The sequence below is a fragment of the Haloarcula sp. Atlit-120R genome, assembly GCF_003665885.1.
GTDB classification, from domain to species: Archaea; Halobacteriota; Halobacteria; order Halobacteriales; family Haloarculaceae; genus Haloarcula; species Haloarcula taiwanensis.
On sequence record NZ_QPLN01000006.1, the window covers coordinates 131,615 to 147,414 of the forward strand.

The window sequence follows — 15,800 nt, forward strand, 5'->3', positions numbered from 1 at the left end:
AGTGGCAGGGCTCTCCAGGGTCTGGCGTATGGGCTGCAGCAAGTCCGGTTGTTCCACCTGTAAGTGCAAGGATCACCATCAGTGATACCAAAATCCGAAGTGCCTTTGACATGGCAGATACTACTACCTGATTGAATAATAAAATACAAATAGATTGTTTAGACGTTTAAGTATACATTTACTTGAAAAATAAGGCAAATTAGTCCCAGTAGTTGGAAACTTGTCTTACACCGTCGCCGCGACGTGCTGATACTCGGCCTGCGACGGCGTCGGCTGCAGCGTCAACCCAGCCAACGCCAACTCACGTAACACCTCTGGCGGAACTCCCTCACAGTCCCGAAGCACGGCATCCAACGTCCATTGACCGTACTGACTCGCGCTTGGCGCAAGCACATCAACCGACTCAGTCGGCACTTCCTCTTGAATCGCCCGTGCAGCACGCCGAACACGCTGCCGTTCCTCCACGGTACAGCTCATGCCTCAACACCTCGCACGAGATCACCAACAAGCGACCCACCGACGTGCGGCCCAACATCCCAGCCACGCTCACCACGCGTGTATTCGCACCAGTCGGAAAGCGTCCCGAAAGGCGTCTCGGCCAGCACAACCTTCTCTGCCTCACCGTCAGCCTTCACGACAGCCACGGCGAACTCATAGCTATCCCAGTAGTGGGCGGCACCCTCGCCGTCGACGCCCAGAAAGAGCGGGCGGCCCTGAGTAAGTAATTCGCGTGCGGTACGTTCTTGTGGATTGGATTGCGTAGTTGCCATTGGTTCTTGTGGGAACCACGCGCCTCGGTGCTCCAACACCGGGGCAATTTCGTACAAAATCGGCCAGCGGCGCGTGTGTTCCTATTCTATATGTATATCTCAACCACCATAAAACCTTTTGCATGTAGCAGAATATAGTTCAGATACGATGCCACAAGGTGAGAAGACAGTTACAGACAGCGAAATCGTACAGTGGATGCGTGAAACACCAGAGCCTGCCTTTACAACCGCTGAAATCGCCGAAAAGTTCGATATGACAGCTGAGGGCATGCGCGGGAGATTAGAAGCCCTTCAAGACGGGAAGCACGTTTATCGAAAGAAGCCAACATCGAGAACAGTCATATGGTGGACTGACTCAGATCACGACGGCTCGGCATTGTCAGCGTAGTGTCGGCGTCCTTCATCTGTAATCCAATAGATGACAACGCGAGAAGTCGGCTTTTTTCGCGTTAGCAGTCCCCTTTCCACTAATCTCTCCATCTGGTGTCGTGCCCCCTCTTTCGTCACATCAAGGCTCTCTGCGATTTCCTTCGCAACGAATGCAGGTTCTGGTGACACGACAAACTGACGAAGGATGTCTATCGGTTCTATCTCTGGGTCAGGACCGCGAGGCACACGTGACAAAACCGGGGCACCAGTTATCAACCCTGCCATGCTTTTCCTCATGCACGTACCAAAGGTTAAGTGCGGTCAGCATAACAATCTGAGATAGGCGACGCCTACTCTCGCACACAGCGTCGCACTGAACCCATGACAGCAGCCCAGCCCACCCACGAAGAGTCGCATCGCTCGCCACCGACCAGCACTTCCGGTCATTCGGAAACCGCCAGACGGCGGTACGTCCGCTCACTTCCGGTCATCTTCCGGCCATCGCCTGAACGGCCGACGAACACACTACAGCGGGCCAGAGACGAAAATCGGACGTCAAAAATCCACTTCCGGTCACGCGCGTCCCAGACTTTTACCAAGTCACCTCCCAGTCCCGTCCAGACGCATACCACCGGAGGCGACCGATGACGACCTACCACGAACTGACGGGCTTCCAGCGCGATCTGCTCGAAGCCATCGCCGCCGTCGACGGCGATCCGTATGGCCTCGCACTCAAGGACTACCTCGACGAGCGCTACGCCGAGCCGATCAACCACAGCCGTCTCTACCAGAATCTCGACCAGCTCGTTGAGCAGAACCTCATCAACCGGGACGAACTCGACGCCCGCACCAACGTGTATACGCTGACTGACGCTGGCAGACACGAGCTCCAGCGCCAGGCGGAAACACTCGCAGGCCTGTGTGAGCTGTCCCGACCCGTCGCCGATGGGGGTGCACAATAATGCCCCAGCAACCAACGCAGCGCCGTCCCTCAGTAGTCAAAACGGAGGGCACAGTCGGTCGATGTTGTCAGAGGCACGGAATCACTGGGCGGGTGATTACCGACTGGTACCCTACGGTAATAATCAAAGAACACCTACATAATCGTTGCTGTCAGGTCGTCGTTCACAGTTCGATCCGTGAGCCAGTCCACCGCCAAACACGACGGCGGACCGGATCGCGTGCCTCTGACAAGATCCCAGTACAAAGTGCCCAACCTTGTGCTGGCAGTATCAGACTCAGGAGCCACCACAATTGTAATTTTCGCCTCGTTATAGATTCTGATTACATCGCGCGGCACCCCGAAAATTGGGGCCCGGACCCACGGAAGGAGGATGGGGAGATCGGAGAGCGTGTGTGGCGCTTTGATGGCGGGGACCGGATCCCATTCGACCGCTGTGGGGCGGTTTCTGAAAATACTTGTGTATTCAGGTCCACAGCCGCCCAGCCACGAGGAGGTGCGTGGGCATGACTACCCCCAGCGTCGGCGACGTGGTCGCCCCGACCGAACTCGACAGCGAGCCACATCTGCTCGTCACCGCCGTCGACGCGGCCAGCGACGATGTCACCGGCGTCCTGCTGGCTGACCTGGCCGAGGAGACCCTCCAGCGTCTTGAGGCCACGGCCGGCAATCGCCAGCGCCGCCGGGAGCTGACGACGACCATCCGCCGAGCCGAGGACCTCATGACGTTTCGTGTCCCTGTCGGCGAACTCCGCCAGCGTAACCAGCTGGCCACACAGCGCAGTGAGTCGGCCACAGGAGGGAATCGGTAATGGCCAAAGCCGACACCGATACTGTCAAGAGCGATACAGCGCCCGCACAGGCCAGCTTGTGGCGACTCCGCTACCACGTCGGTGAGATTCAACACTACACCGAGTGGACGGCCGACTTCCCCACCATCGAGAACTACTATGACCAGTACCGTCGCGGTGACTACGCTCATGATGTCGCCATTGAGCGCCGAGCAGTGATCGAAACGTGACCCACCATAGCACCCACTCCGGTACCAGCCACGACTGTACCCTTGCCACCAGCGGAGCGCGACCGGTGAACCCGGTGCCACGCCGGTCCGGGCGACGGCAGCACACACGCACTGCTAGTCGGCGGCGCGGTGCCACGACGCAAATCCACTAGACGGAGCGGGGTTGCCACGAGCCAACCACCGCGTCTAGAGAGCGCCAGCTACGTCACCGGTAGCCCGTGCTGAGGTCAGCACTGCTCGGTTCGATTCCGGGCACGGGTCCTGTGGTCACAATGCCACGACAAACAAACTCCAGCGACGACGATACAGCCACCGACCAAGCCCTCGCCGACCACCTCGACATGGATATCGAACAGGCAGAGACGGATACCGACGCACTCCAATCGCTCATCAACGACCTCGACGGCGACGTGTCACCCCTCGTTTCGAGTGTTCTTGAGACGCTGGTCGCGACTATCGATGACCTCCACGAACGCGTCACCGAACTAGAGGCCGACCTCGAACAGACCCACGAGGTTGCCACCACAGCCGTCGGTGACGCCGCAACAAACGACCAGCGCCTCGACGACCTCGAAGCCCAACAGGAGACCACTCGCGATGTCGCCAAGAGCGCTATCGCCAAAGCGCAGCAACTCGAAGCCGACACCGACCGCCAAGAGGACGCCGAGCAGCTACCCGAGGGCATCGAACCCAGCACCTCGCCGCTGGATTTCTTCACGAACTGCCGCCAATCGAAAGTCAAGACCATGTTCGTCGAGCGCTCGAACCGCCAGAACACCTACCGCGCCATCAGCATCGCCAAGCGCTGGCCGGAATTTGCCACGAAGCGAACCGACGGCAGCGGCGTCTTCATGACGAAAAACGATATAGAGACAGCCCTCACCGCCGAACTCGGGAAGGAGCCCCATCGCCAGACGATCAAGCGCGTCTGGGAGACACTGGTCGACATCGGCGGCGACGACGTCGTCGAGAAAACCCGGCAGGTCGGCCGAGCCCAGACACAAACCGAGATCCTCGCGATGGATATAGAGACAGCTGAGGGGTTACTCGAAAAACGCTACATCGGCCTCGATCTGTTGGAGAACAGCGACCACAAAGCCACCACAGGTGGCGTCACACCCGTTGTGGTGGAGTCCACGCCCTGACCCTGTGACACACGCCGGATAGGATCGGAACCGACACTGAACCAACGCTGCTGGACGCGGTGGTACGTGCCCTGCCGCCGTCGACGCTGCTGTCTGCTAGCTGCAGGAACCGGGAGCGACCCCCTGTTGTCAGGAGTGTAGTGAGTGGTCGTAACACGAACGGAGCGACCAGAGCAGTTCAGTCGTTCACAACAGGTGTGACAGATCCGTCTTGGTACTGGTCTGGATCGCCTGCCTGTTCGGATATGGCTGATAGGCTTTCTCTGGAACGCCTCTCACCCGGCGGAGGCTCACAAAATAGGGATGAGTTCCCTTGCTGTCAGACTATGATTTCTCTAGCGGTTCGACCCACTCGGGAGCGCAATCGTGTGTGCCGCCGTAGATCGAGCGCTCGGGATACTGGTCGTCGTCAGCCTCGACAGAGACGATCACGTTACCGCCGGAACGCGAAATCTCTGTAACGGTTCCGACGACTACATCGAGTGGGCCGTCTCCCTCGGTCCAGTCGGCTCGAACGTGGTCGCCGCGGTCGAAGTCATACTCCTCGAAGGAAGGTGCTGTCGTACTCATGCTCTCCTCCGGCTCCGAGGGAGACACAAAATGGCTCGGATGCCAGCCAGAGTGCTGATGGGTTTCGCCGAGAGAAGAAGAACTGATGACCGAATTGCGGGTCCGGAAACCCGATGGCTGGACGACCGTCTCGTTTCCCGACGCAGTTGCGACAATCTCGGTTGTCGGTGGGAAGGTCGACGGCCAGCTGTGCCTGACCCTCACCGCCGAACGGGAGGATGGTCCCCGCCTCGTCGAACCCGGTATTCTCGACGTCGACGAAAATGATGAGCACTTGCTGGAGAATACAGTGCCCCGGACCGAAGACGGGACGAGTGTCGTTTTAGATCGACTACTGCCGGATTGACTGCGATTTCAACTGAGGACTACCGCTCCCACGGGAAGAAGCCATTCCGCTCGCGATAGGCACTGATCTGGTCCTGAAACTCTTGTTCTTGGAAGTCCGGCTCGTCGCCGTGGATATCCTCCGGTGAGACGCCGTCGGGAAGATGTTCGTAGTCCGTGACGTCCTCCGTGTCATCCTCTTGGTCGGGTTCGTGTCGGTGCTGTCCACACTCCCTGCAGGTCCAGATCATGCGGTCAAGGTGTGAATGGCACTCGAAGCCATCGAGTCCGTGAGATTCGTGTCCCGTCACGGCGCCACATTGGCGACAGTGGAACCCGATTCCGATTATCTCCGGTTCGGCTCTTGCCTGATGGCGCTTCACAACGCCGGGAACAAGCCAGTACGTGCCGTCGTCCTCCCGGAACTCATCCGTGAGCTGCTGGAACTCCGAGCGGTCGGTGACCGGCGACCCGTCCTCGAGGTAGATCCGTGGCTGGACGTCGTCCTCATCCCCGTCCCAGTTGGTCTGTTCGTCGGCTGTCTCCAAGAGCGCCTGTCCGGGTTCCGCGTCGACCGTGGTTTCGGTCGGCAGGTCGGGCCAGCCTTGCGTGAGAGTGGCGGCTGGCTCAGTTCCGAAGGCTGCTCGACACTTCACGGTTCCATGGGAGGTGTCTTCGCCGCTCGCGATGCTGTCGGAAACGGAGAAGGCCGCAGCGCCGAGCGCTCGTGCATGGAAGTCAGTGTTCGCTTCGACGAGCGCGAGTACTACCCGCCCGAACGTCCACTCCCCAAGTGGACTACTATTCTGATCGTCGGACGAAGTCTCGGGGACGCCGGTTTGAGCGCAGAACGGACACTGGCGTTCATCCCGTGGGATATCCTGGCCACAGGTCCGACAGGTACGAGTCTCATCCTCTGTACGGTCGGGATAGCCGGTGGATTCGAGGACTCGTTCCCGTCCGTTCCCCTTCGTTTCAGGATCGGAACTCGCGGCCCCGAGGATATCAGCGGGATCGTACTCAGGATTTCGATCAGTCACACGCTTGGTTGCGTTCGTCATCGTATTTAAACTCCGGCCCCGAGGGAAGCACAAACCGACAGAGAGCGAGAGTCTTGCCTGATACAGTGAAACAGTTGTCGACCTGATGATGTTGTCACTGGTTGCCGTGCAAGATGTAGAGTATGAAGACAGCAACGACACATTTGCACTGGTGGTTCCGACAATGAAACCGTGGCCCGATTGTTTTAAGAATCGGGTCCCTTCCTGACACATAATGTCCCTGACTGACTCTCTGCTGGGCACCAGCCCCGTCCGCCGTGCCGCCTACGCTGTGGGGCTGATTGCGCTGTTCGGTATCGTGTTCGGTTTCACTTGGTCGCAGGCCATCATCGTCGCAGCTGTCGTGCTCGTGGGCGAATCCGCCGAACTCGCGCGTCCGTTGCCCGGACTGGATGAACGCCATTTCCGACTCGTACTCGGTCTCGTTGCCGTAGCTGCCGGTGGGGTCGCCTATTGGGCGCAAGGAGACGCGACAGTCGCCGCGGTCGGAGTCGGCGGCGGTGGCTGGCTTCTGCTGGACGCACTCTATAGCCTCCGGGAAGGCATTCTGTCGGGCGACGACGGGATGGCTGAAGCCGATTCCAGCGAAGTGTTTCTGTCGATGCAGGTCGGCCACCTCGTCGCCGAGGAACTGAAGGACGGTCCGAAGACAGTCCCGGAACTCGCTGATGCCTGTGATATGACCGAGTCACGTGTCCGCGAGGCACTGGACTACCACGAGCAGGCGGACACCGCCTACAGGGACGGCGGTCAGTGGCACCTCGACGAGTCGAAAATCGGGGCGTGGGCGTTCGTCAGGGACAACACCCGGCGCGCTCTGGCCCGGTTTTTTCGTCCGTTCCGGCTATTCGTACCGTCGTGACTACTTCTCATCAGTTCCCTCGACTGTGCGGGCTGCGGTGTGACTTCCGTTGCGGGATACGCGCCTTCTATTCAGCAGTCTCTCAACGGACTCCTGCCATTTCTGTCATAAACGCGGTGACCGACCCAGAGGGTACAGTCAGCACGACGATGGCAGCCATACTATTCCTAATCTGCTGAATTAGCCCGGCTATCCGAGGTGTGGTTTGAGTATACAAAAACAATATTACGATTGGAAATTGCAGAAACTGTTGAAACGTGCTCCGAATATTGGCAAAAATCCACCATTACCGACTCCCAATTCTTGGTGTATGCGGGGCAATAATGACTATCGTACTCTCTAACCCGGGCAGTAGTCCGGCCACTGTAGGCCCACTCAGTGTAGATATGTTCTGGGTTTCTCTGGCTGTGTGTGGAACACTGATACTATCTGTTCCCGTTCTTGGTGAGTATGATCCAGAGGAATATGGATTAGAACCCTAGAAACGCAAGAAGTAGCACTTCTGTGCCGCTGATTCGGATTCTCTATAATCCAGAGCGGGGTTGGTGTAAGACTCGCGCTGTGCATCTTGCACAGCCCGATCTACCAATCTCGAGACAGATACCAGTGTTTTGCTGTCTTCGGTAAGAGCCGAGAGCGATATAGGACGAGTTGGCTACTCGCCGTCCGTGCTGTCTGTCACTTCTGCGATGAACGTGTCCGTGGCCCTGTCCAGATCGTACTGGTTGATGAGTTCGAGGGCAGCCAGCGCTGCGCCTGTGTCTACGAGGCCTGCGGCGAGCAACCGTTTGAGACGAAGAGTGCCTTTGTGGGCACGGTCGGAATCTGAACCGCGCATCTGGGAAAATCCCATCAAGAGTCGTCGCCAAGCAGTCGCCGAGCCGGTCACCGTGAGATTCCAGTCCGGGGCTTCATACCTAGAGGACGACTGCCGGCGGTAGTGGCCTTCAAGTCTGTCGAGCAAGTCGTCGATGATCGTGCCCTTCTCAACGGTCCGTCCGTGTATGGCGTAGTCTGGGTCGACGAGATTGCGCCACTCGTCGTAGGAGGCGATATCGTACTCGACAGCTAGCTCGACCTCGACTGTTTCGAGACAATCGGCCTTCCCGGGTTCATTCACTCGTCGAAGTCGATCTGCGGTCCCCTCGGCGTGGACGGTGAGGTCTGGGAACTGCGCTTCGCTGGATGCTGGGTGCTGTTCTCCGGTCTGATCGCTGTTGGTGGTCTTCGATGCCATGGGTACTGTCGGGACGCTCTCACTGGACCGCCCCGCACCCGGCTGGGGGCCAAAAAACAGAATTTTGGTGAGAGCAGCTGGCGTAACTGGGCACGTAGCGAGTTCTGGTTACGTCTCACGAAATGAGCGCAACCCCAGAGAATTCGCCTCGCCGGAGAAAGAGACTGTAATTCAGGTTTCAAGTGTGAGGACGATATCTGCGTCCCACAAGAGAGTGTACTGGCTATAGTGCCCTTTCCCTTCTCCAGTCCCTCGTCGACTCCCTGCAATCTCTAAGAAGCAGAGTTCGTTGAGTAGTTGTCGGGTCCGTTCTGTTGAAAGCGGATCTGCCCCACTCTGCTCACAAATATTGAGATACATCTCGCGTATTCGCATCGTTCGGAACCATTCTCGGTCTGGGTGGTTCTGACTGAGGTTCGCTAGCGCGACTAGAACATGCTTGCTATGTGGCGGAAGCCCAGAAATCAATTCAAGCAACCGGTCAGACTCTGCTGAGGCGCGTGCATCCGAAAGGTGTGACTCTTTTACTCGCTCAGCGTTCTCCTTGTTTGCTTGGTCACCAGCATACCGGAGGAGGCGCATAGCCTTTCGTGCGTCTCCATGTTCCTTAGCGCTCAGTGCCGCAGCACGAGGAATGACCCCCTCGTCAAGGACGCCGTCAACGAAGGCATCGGTCCGATTTTGAAGGATCTCTCGAATTTGCTCCGCATCATAGGGTTCAAAAATAAACTCGTTATGACCGAACGAACTCTTTGTCCGTTCGCTCATTTTGTCCCGATAGTTGATTTTGTTTGATACCGCTATCACTCCAATTGGAACATCAACACTCCCGTCTTCCCCGGCTCTTGACAAGGCCATCAGAAGATCGTCGTTATTGAGTTTGTCAACTTCGTCTAAGACAATGATTGCAGCGTCATAAAATTCGTTCAGGACCGACCACACCCGTTCAAAGTACTCGTTCTCTGAAATCCCGCGTGCCGGAAACTTTACACCGCTTTCTGGTGGGTTGATTGCACGACCGTATTTGCTCAGAGCGTCAGAGTTACCCTTTGCCTGCTGACAATTAATATATCCTGTAGCAAGCTTCACATCCCGGTTTTCAGCTTCTTCCCGAGCAATCTTGGAGACGTGCTTTGCGACGAGTGACTTCCCACATCCGGTTTTCCCGTAGATGATGATCGAATTCGGCGGCTTCCCGACGACAATTGGCCCAATCTCCTCAGCAACTTTCTCTATCTGTTCATCCCGCCCGACGATTCGTTTTTCACTGGGTACATAGTCAATTTGAAGAATCTCACGTTGCTCAAAGATTCTTCCTCCGCTCTTATCGACACTATCAAATACGCTATGGAGTGTCTCTGACCCGTCCTCGCTATCCATTATTAGAGTTAGACAGCAGTCAGCGAAATAAAACTTAGGTACCTGATTATGAGTAAGACGCCAAGGAAACCAAGTGAAAAGACAGATATCAGGATTTCCTTCTTACACAAAACTTAGCTGGCCCACACCAGATTTTGAGTAAGATGAAGGGGGACACACACCTAGTTTGGAGTAAGAAGGACAAGTAGGCCGGGGCAGAGAGAAGCGACATAGAAGATTGTGGCGACACGTTCGTTGTCTCTACGCGGACTACACTACTATTTACTAGAACAACTAGACTAGAGGAACACACCTAGTTTGGAGTAAAGAACTCACTCCAGATCAAGTTATCTCGTCTTCTACGACACTAATCGTATAATCCTTACTCAAAATCTGGTGTGTGTGTCTGAGCCTGAGTTTTTGTTGCTGACAGTTCAAACCGATAGAACAGCTACACCTAGTGTGATTTGCTCACCTGAGGCGACAACAGACTACTACAAGCAGGCAGCTGATGAGCGCTTATTCGGTCGCTGAAGACGTGTGATAGGACGCCCCGGAGTCAAACGAGGTCAACTCCTCGATGCGGTCTTCGAGTTCCGCAATCTCGTCTTGGAGTTGCTGAACTTCGTCATCGTCAGCATCGCTGGCGACAAGGCGATCTTTCAGCCCCTGAAGCCGGGTCTCTTTGGTCTCCTCGTCAACATCGGCTTTGCGGACGTACTCGGTACTCTCGATATCGTACAGATCTGTCTCAGACAGTTCAGTAACCTCCAGAGCATCGTCTACCTTGTCTCGATCAACACTCGTCACGCGCTCACGGTCAATCCCGGCAGCCTCCAGTGCGTTCAGCACAGTCTCCTCATCTTTGAGCGAGCGTTGGCGGCGTGCGGTCCGCTGGACGGAGCCAAACTGCCCGCTGACTGGCTGATCGTGATGGAGCCGACTCAGGATGACGTCAGCGACCGCTTTCCGAAGGTCGTTGGCACTCCGCTGGACATCCGACAGCATCGTGTACAGGTCCACCAGTGTATCCGTCTCGATATCGCCAAACGTGTCGACGTCGTGGCGCTCAAGCGCATCAGTCAATAGAAGTGCGTCGCTGTACACTTGCAGATCCGGTTCAGTGCGCTCGGTTTCTTTATCCTCATCGCCGGTCGTAGCGATCTGTGTCGTGGTTTCGAGGTCGCTCTGTCGGATGATGCCGGCGTCTTCATCAATCTCTATTCGTGGATGGAGCGACCAGACCGTAGCGAAGGGTTCGGCGTCGGGTGGCAATCGGTCAAGAGTGAACTCCTGATTTGGTTCGTCATGCACCCGCCGAAACAGCGTTTCGAACTGTTCGCGCTGGAGTGGTCGTGTCTCATCCTTTTCGACGTAGTCGACGATGATTCGGTGTTCCTGTGTCTCACTGATCCGGAATGGCGTATGTGAGAGCGGTGTCACCAGCACTGCATCAAATGGGAGTTCATCAGCCTCCTCGACCAGCGTATGCCAGTTGACACTGAACGACATATTCGATCCAGCACTGCCATCATCAAATGACTACTGCTCACGCGTGCACACACCACCGTTTCCGGTGACAAACCACCAGACTGCAGTAGTGTTTACACTCGAAACACGGTGTGGTGAACCTGGGATGTGACCATGCTCAGCGCAGGAATGGCCCTACACTTCGAGTGCCTCCATCGGCTCAACCTCGAAGGTCAGCAGATGCGACCGGAGTTGGGCGTAGGCCCCGTCACCGTCAGTCGTGACACAGTACCGATTTGGCCTTGCCTGACGAGGATTGCCGTCGTTCTCTTGCCACGCCGCCAGCGTGAACTCAAGCGCCTCCAACTCGCTGTCAGCACCCTCAAAGACGGCCGCGACCGATGGCGTCCCGTGGTTGTCAGCGACGTATGCGACCTTGACAGCGTCGTGGTTGGCATCAAGTCTCGTCCACCCATCGAGCGCTTCCGGCGGGTCCTCGGCGAACTGCTCAATTTCGCGTTGGGTCAGTTCGGCTTCTGCGGCGTCGCGCCACGCTTGCTTGATGTCCTCGGCTTGGGACCGCTCGATCTCCTGAAGGACGTCGGTGTCGATACAGTCGGCGGCCCACGCAAGCACGGTCTTGGCTTTCTCGTGCCTCTCCTCGGGTTCGCCGTCCAGCTGTCCGAAGTTCATCTCTTGGGGAGACATCAAGAGAACTGACGACCGCCAGTAGCCGGGGTCAGCGTCGCATTCCTCGTCGGCATTGGGAGCCCACGACTCCATTGAGGTCCGGACTTCCTCGTGGTGTCCGAAGCCGGTTCGGACGCCGCCGGCGCGCAGGATTCGCTCCGCGAGGTCGATAGTTCGCTCGCGCTCGTCAGCGGGCGCTTCATCGGGGCGGTCAACGTCGGCGTAGAATGGCAAGCCGACTTTGCTGATGATCGTCTCTTTGTAGTTTGGGATAAGCAGTGGTTCATCGACGAAGATCGGGTCAAACGGTGGTTCGGTTGTCGGCAACATACTGGAAAGCCTCCAGCCACCGAGGCGGCACAAAATCGCTCGTAAGAGTACGATCTAATAGGCTGCGAATGCAGTGAGTAGTGCTTGATTATGAGCCATTCAGTCCGTCAGTATTCTGACCTCACACTGATTTCCTGCTGGAACCAACCCAAGGACCACACACCACTATTTCCGGAGCTTTTCGACCCGATCAAGATCATTCAGCTAGTACTCTACTCGTCTAGTTGACGGGCTAATAGAGAAGAAACCATCCTCCTATACACACCACTGTTTCCGAAGCAATCACGTCGAAATCCAGCCGTAGCCGGTGGAAATAGTGGCTTGAGTCCCAAAAGAAATTGTGGTCCAAGCATGGTAACGACACACCATTGTTTCCGAAGCTATTCCTCTCAATACGCCAGATTTGAGAACGCTCTTGCGTAGCAGATTGTTGATCAGGTTCCAGATGCAGCTAAAAGTCGTATCGGGCAAGGGTGGCGCGAACGCGCCACCCGACGAAGCATGATTCCACTCAAGACGTTCGTCTCGGAGCGTCGGACCACGAATCTGTTGTCACAGATTTGCTGGCGCGATCTTGGCTCTCGCCCCATCGAGGCACCTCCAAAGACAAACTGATGCCGTATCTCAGAGCATTCCAACTTCGTCGTCGTGTCCATCGAAACTATCGAAAACCGGGAAAAGAAGCGCTCAAAACCATCCTCAAACGGCCCTCTAACCCACCAACAATCTACGCCACAAGAGCGTTTGAGAAACTACAGCTGTAGTGATGCCAGATCATGAGAGCGTGTGAAACCCCTTATCGAATCAAGATTCGAATTCGCTGTGAACGTATGTAGCTCTACAGGCGGACAGTCGGAGTGGCTCGAGGTCTGAGTTCGAGGGTTTCACTACCAAGGTCACTACAGAACCCTCCACCGTTTCCGAAGCTTTTGACAACTGCAAAATGGAGCGACCCTCACACCACTGTTTCCGAAGCTATGGGAACAATGTGTGGAGGGGGCTGTAGATTCCAGCAGTAATTGGTAGATTCAAGAACATCCAATTGTCAAACTGTTAGTTGCTAGTGTTTATATTCCAATTGCTTATTATTTCTATTGCAGTACGGATATGGTTAACTATCTATAGTAATAAAACCTTTCATTATAGAGGATGGAATTCGAAGGCCTATGCAGATATTCGATAGCTTCGGAAATAGTGGTGTCTGTGTGTTTTATAAAGAATAGAGCATAGGAAACAGTGGTGTGCCCCTTCTTTATATACTTCTAAGCTCCGGACGCTTCGGAAGCTTAGGAACCGGTGGCTTTATCATATCATGCTAAGAGTTACTCTCTCATGGGGATGTTTGAACGGGATCAGCAGATCTTTGCAGACGCGACCCCTCTTGATGATTCTTACGAACCAGAAGATATCCGGGAACGAGATGACGAACTGGAAAAGTACCAACGAGCTCTCCAACCGATAATCGATAACCGACCCACATCCAACATTTTTCTCTACGGAAAAACCGGTACCGGAAAGACTGTCGCAACGAAATTCATGCTCTCTCATCTCGAGTCAGATGCAGTGGCATACGACGATGTGGAACTATCGACTATCTGGGTCAGCTGTGAGAATCTCTCCTCATCGTATCAGGTTGCCGTTGCACTCGTGAATGAACTCCGTCTTGGTCAGGGGAAAGATCGGATTAGTACGACAGGCTATTCACAACAACGGGTATTCGATCTACTCTATGACGAATTGGATTCTCTCGGTGGCACTGTCGTGATTGTACTTGACGAGATTGACAACATCGGGCAATCAGACGATATTCTCTACGGACTGCCTCGCGCTCGGTCAAATGATTACGTCGACGGTGTTCGTCCCGTTATCGTCGGAATCAGCAATGACTTCCAGTTCCGGGAGAATCTCTCACCGAAAGTCAAGGATACACTCGCAGAAAAAGAGATTCTGTTTCCGCCATATGACGCCAATCAGTTGCGATCGATTCTCAATCCACGGGCTGAGAAGGCGTTCCACGACGATGTGCTCGAAAACGATGTTGTTCCCCTTTGTGCAGCCTTTGCCGCTCAGGACACTGGATCAGCAAGGCAGGCGATTCGTCTCCTCCGGGAAGCAGGTGAAATCGCTCAGGCTGAAGAGGCTGAGACCGTGACTGGCGATTTCGTTCGGAATGCGCAGGATGAACTCGAAAAGAACCAGCTCTACGAGGGTATGCAAGAACTCACGACACAGGGACACGCTGTCTTGTGTGCGCTTGCATATCACCAAGCGCTTGACGAAGTTCCTATCCGTTCTCGTGACCTCTACGACCGGTACATCAAAATTTGTGACCGGCTCGACGCCGATAGCGTCAGCGAACGGCGTGTCCGTGACCATCTATCGGATATGAATATGCTCGGACTCATCAGCGTGTACGAGCGCAATGAAGGTCTTTCCGCTGGTCGCTATCACGAATACGAACTTGATGTTCCGCTCAAAGCCGTCCTTGATGTCTTGCTGTCGACCTCACGATTCGAAGAAGTCGCGAATATCATCCAATCAACCGCTGAAGACAATAATATGTTGCAAGCGAATCTTTCGAATTACTGAATCACGCTCTTCATCAAAAGCTTCGGAAATGGTGGTGTGTAGCTCCGGAAACAGTGGTGTGTTTCGGTATTGGCTTCACATGAACTAACGGTGTAATGCAGGACTGGTAGCTCTTTCTTGTACTATGACCACTCGCTCAGGGTCGTATCTTGAGTTTCTGTAATCTGGCTGGATGTCCGTCCGGTCAAATCCATGTGACGAGAGAACGCTCTCAGCAGTTCGAATGAGTTGTATCTGGTAGTAGTTCGGGTCGTAAAAAGCAACATCTTGATGAGCCAGCGTAACCCGATCTCGCGAGGATTTCTCATCGTCGACAGCCATGTACTCAATATCTCACCTGGATGAACTGATGGTTGTATTGGATTAGACAATGTGGCTACTTCTCTAGTGAGTATGCGACACATGTCCTGTGTGGAGCCTGAACACGCTGGGTTCGAGACCGTCCATTTATATACTCCCCTCCCATCGGATGTGATGCGAAGGTCGCGCCGGGCAGCGTTCTCGGAACGACACCCCAACGCCACCAACATGGTGGCCTGGGTCACTCGCTTAGAATGCGAGGCCACCGAGGCTTCGTGTTCGTGTATGAGGATTCTACCCCTGCGGTCCGCCGTCAAGATGGAATCTGATGTGAGCCCACGGACCCATGCAGTAGTCAACATTGGCGTAGGAACCAATGTGTTAGCTTCCGACGGAGTGCAACCACTTCCGCCGCTGATGTATATCAGCACATTCCGGTTGATCCTGCCGGAGGCCATTGCTATCGGAGTCCGATTTAGCCATGCTAGTTGCACGAGTTTAGACTCGTAGCATATAGCTCAGTAACACGTGGCCAAACTACCCTACAGACCGCGATAACCTCGGGAAACTGAGGCCAATAGCGGATATAACTCTCAGACTGGAGTGTCGAGAGTTAGAAACGTTCCGGCGCTGTAGGATGTGGCTGCGGCCGATTAGGTAGATGGTGGGGTAACGGCCCACCATGCCGATAATCGGTACAGGTTGTGAGAGCAAGAGCCTGGAGACGGTATCTGAGACAAGA

Annotated in this window: 16 protein-coding genes, 1 rRNA gene and 1 pseudogene; 10 read left to right on the forward strand and 8 right to left on the reverse strand. The window is 55.4% G+C overall.

The features are described 5' to 3' along the window. Positions 1–225 precede the first annotated feature (225 nt). Positions 226–477 (reverse strand): hypothetical protein, encoded by a 252-nt coding sequence (locus DVK01_RS18425; RefSeq protein WP_121538007.1) that lies wholly within the window; start codon positions 475–477, stop codon positions 226–228. Next, complete coding sequence (locus DVK01_RS18430) at positions 474–770, reverse strand: hypothetical protein (RefSeq protein WP_121538009.1); 297 nt, start codon at positions 768–770, stop codon at positions 474–476. The genes DVK01_RS18425 and DVK01_RS18430 overlap by 4 nt, the downstream gene beginning before the upstream one ends. 148 nt (positions 771–918) lie before the next feature. Here DVK01_RS18430 and DVK01_RS21670 point away from each other — a divergent pair, with 148 nt between their 5' ends. The 5 genes from DVK01_RS21670 to DVK01_RS18450 all read left to right on the forward strand — a co-directional run bounded on the left by DVK01_RS21670 (position 919) and on the right by DVK01_RS18450 (position 4,266). After that, complete coding sequence (locus DVK01_RS21670; RefSeq protein ID WP_049919423.1) at positions 919–1,158, forward strand: hypothetical protein; 240 nt, start codon at positions 919–921, stop codon at positions 1,156–1,158. A gap of 625 nt (positions 1,159–1,783) precedes the next feature. Continuing rightward, on the forward strand, positions 1,784–2,101 hold the full coding sequence (locus DVK01_RS18435) for a PadR family transcriptional regulator (protein WP_121538011.1): 318 nt from the start codon (positions 1,784–1,786) through the stop codon (positions 2,099–2,101). A gap of 505 nt (positions 2,102–2,606) precedes the next feature. Further along, entirely contained in the window at positions 2,607–2,912 is a 306-nt protein-coding gene (locus DVK01_RS18440; RefSeq protein ID WP_121538045.1) for a hypothetical protein, read from the forward strand. After that, complete coding sequence (locus DVK01_RS18445) at positions 2,912–3,121, forward strand: hypothetical protein (protein WP_121538013.1); 210 nt, start codon at positions 2,912–2,914, stop codon at positions 3,119–3,121. The genes DVK01_RS18440 and DVK01_RS18445 overlap by 1 nt, the downstream gene beginning before the upstream one ends. A 272-nt stretch (positions 3,122–3,393) precedes the next feature. Continuing rightward, entirely contained in the window at positions 3,394–4,266 is an 873-nt protein-coding gene (locus DVK01_RS18450; RefSeq protein WP_121538015.1) for a hypothetical protein, read from the forward strand. Positions 4,267–4,590: 324 nt separating this feature from the next. Here DVK01_RS18450 and DVK01_RS18455 read toward each other — a convergent pair whose 3' ends face one another. Continuing rightward, entirely contained in the window at positions 4,591–4,836 is a 246-nt protein-coding gene (locus tag DVK01_RS18455; RefSeq protein ID WP_121538017.1) for a hypothetical protein, read from the reverse strand. Between the two features lie 85 nt (positions 4,837–4,921). Between DVK01_RS18455 and DVK01_RS18460 the strand changes: the two genes are divergently transcribed. Beyond that, positions 4,922–5,182, forward strand: coding sequence for a hypothetical protein (locus tag DVK01_RS18460; protein WP_121538019.1), 261 nt, complete (start codon positions 4,922–4,924; stop codon positions 5,180–5,182). 19 nt (positions 5,183–5,201) lie between these two features. Here the strand turns inward: DVK01_RS18460 and DVK01_RS18465 are convergent, their stop codons facing one another. Next, on the reverse strand, positions 5,202–6,221 hold the full coding sequence (locus DVK01_RS18465; RefSeq protein WP_121538021.1) for a hypothetical protein: 1,020 nt from the start codon (positions 6,219–6,221) through the stop codon (positions 5,202–5,204). 214 nt (positions 6,222–6,435) lie between these two features. On the opposite strand from DVK01_RS18465, the gene DVK01_RS18470 reads away from it, so the two are divergent. Then, positions 6,436–7,083: a hypothetical protein gene (locus DVK01_RS18470; protein ID WP_121538023.1), complete on the forward strand. Its 648-nt coding sequence runs from the start codon at positions 6,436–6,438 to the stop codon at positions 7,081–7,083. Positions 7,084–7,738: 655 nt separating this feature from the next. On the opposite strand, the gene DVK01_RS18475 is transcribed toward DVK01_RS18470, so the two are convergent. The 4 genes from DVK01_RS18475 to DVK01_RS18490 all read right to left on the reverse strand — a co-directional run bounded on the left by DVK01_RS18475 (position 7,739) and on the right by DVK01_RS18490 (position 12,169). Further along, positions 7,739–8,320 (reverse strand): hypothetical protein, encoded by a 582-nt coding sequence (locus DVK01_RS18475; protein ID WP_121538025.1) that lies wholly within the window; start codon positions 8,318–8,320, stop codon positions 7,739–7,741. Positions 8,321–8,491: 171 nt separating this feature from the next. After that, positions 8,492–9,700 carry an orc1/cdc6 family replication initiation protein gene (locus DVK01_RS18480; protein WP_121538027.1) on the reverse strand — a complete coding sequence of 403 codons (1,209 nt, stop codon included), beginning with the start codon at positions 9,698–9,700 and terminating at the stop codon, positions 8,492–8,494. A gap of 498 nt (positions 9,701–10,198) precedes the next feature. Continuing rightward, positions 10,199–11,191: a hypothetical protein gene (locus tag DVK01_RS18485; RefSeq protein ID WP_121538029.1), complete on the reverse strand. Its 993-nt coding sequence runs from the start codon at positions 11,189–11,191 to the stop codon at positions 10,199–10,201. Between the two features lie 153 nt (positions 11,192–11,344). Further along, positions 11,345–12,169: a hypothetical protein gene (locus DVK01_RS18490; protein WP_121538031.1), complete on the reverse strand. Its 825-nt coding sequence runs from the start codon at positions 12,167–12,169 to the stop codon at positions 11,345–11,347. A 563-nt stretch (positions 12,170–12,732) separates the two neighbouring features. Between DVK01_RS18490 and DVK01_RS18495 the strand changes: the two are divergent. The 3 genes and pseudogenes from DVK01_RS18495 to DVK01_RS18505 all read left to right on the forward strand — a co-directional run. Then, a pseudogene (locus DVK01_RS18495) lies at positions 12,733–12,933 on the forward strand (hypothetical protein); the annotation flags it as partial. A 568-nt stretch (positions 12,934–13,501) separates the two neighbouring features. Next, positions 13,502–14,758, forward strand: a complete 1,257-nt coding sequence (locus DVK01_RS18500; RefSeq protein WP_007190011.1) for an orc1/cdc6 family replication initiation protein — start codon at positions 13,502–13,504, stop codon at positions 14,756–14,758. Positions 14,759–15,489: 731 nt separating this feature from the next. After that, positions 15,490–15,800 (forward strand): 16S ribosomal RNA (locus DVK01_RS18505); the annotation flags it as partial.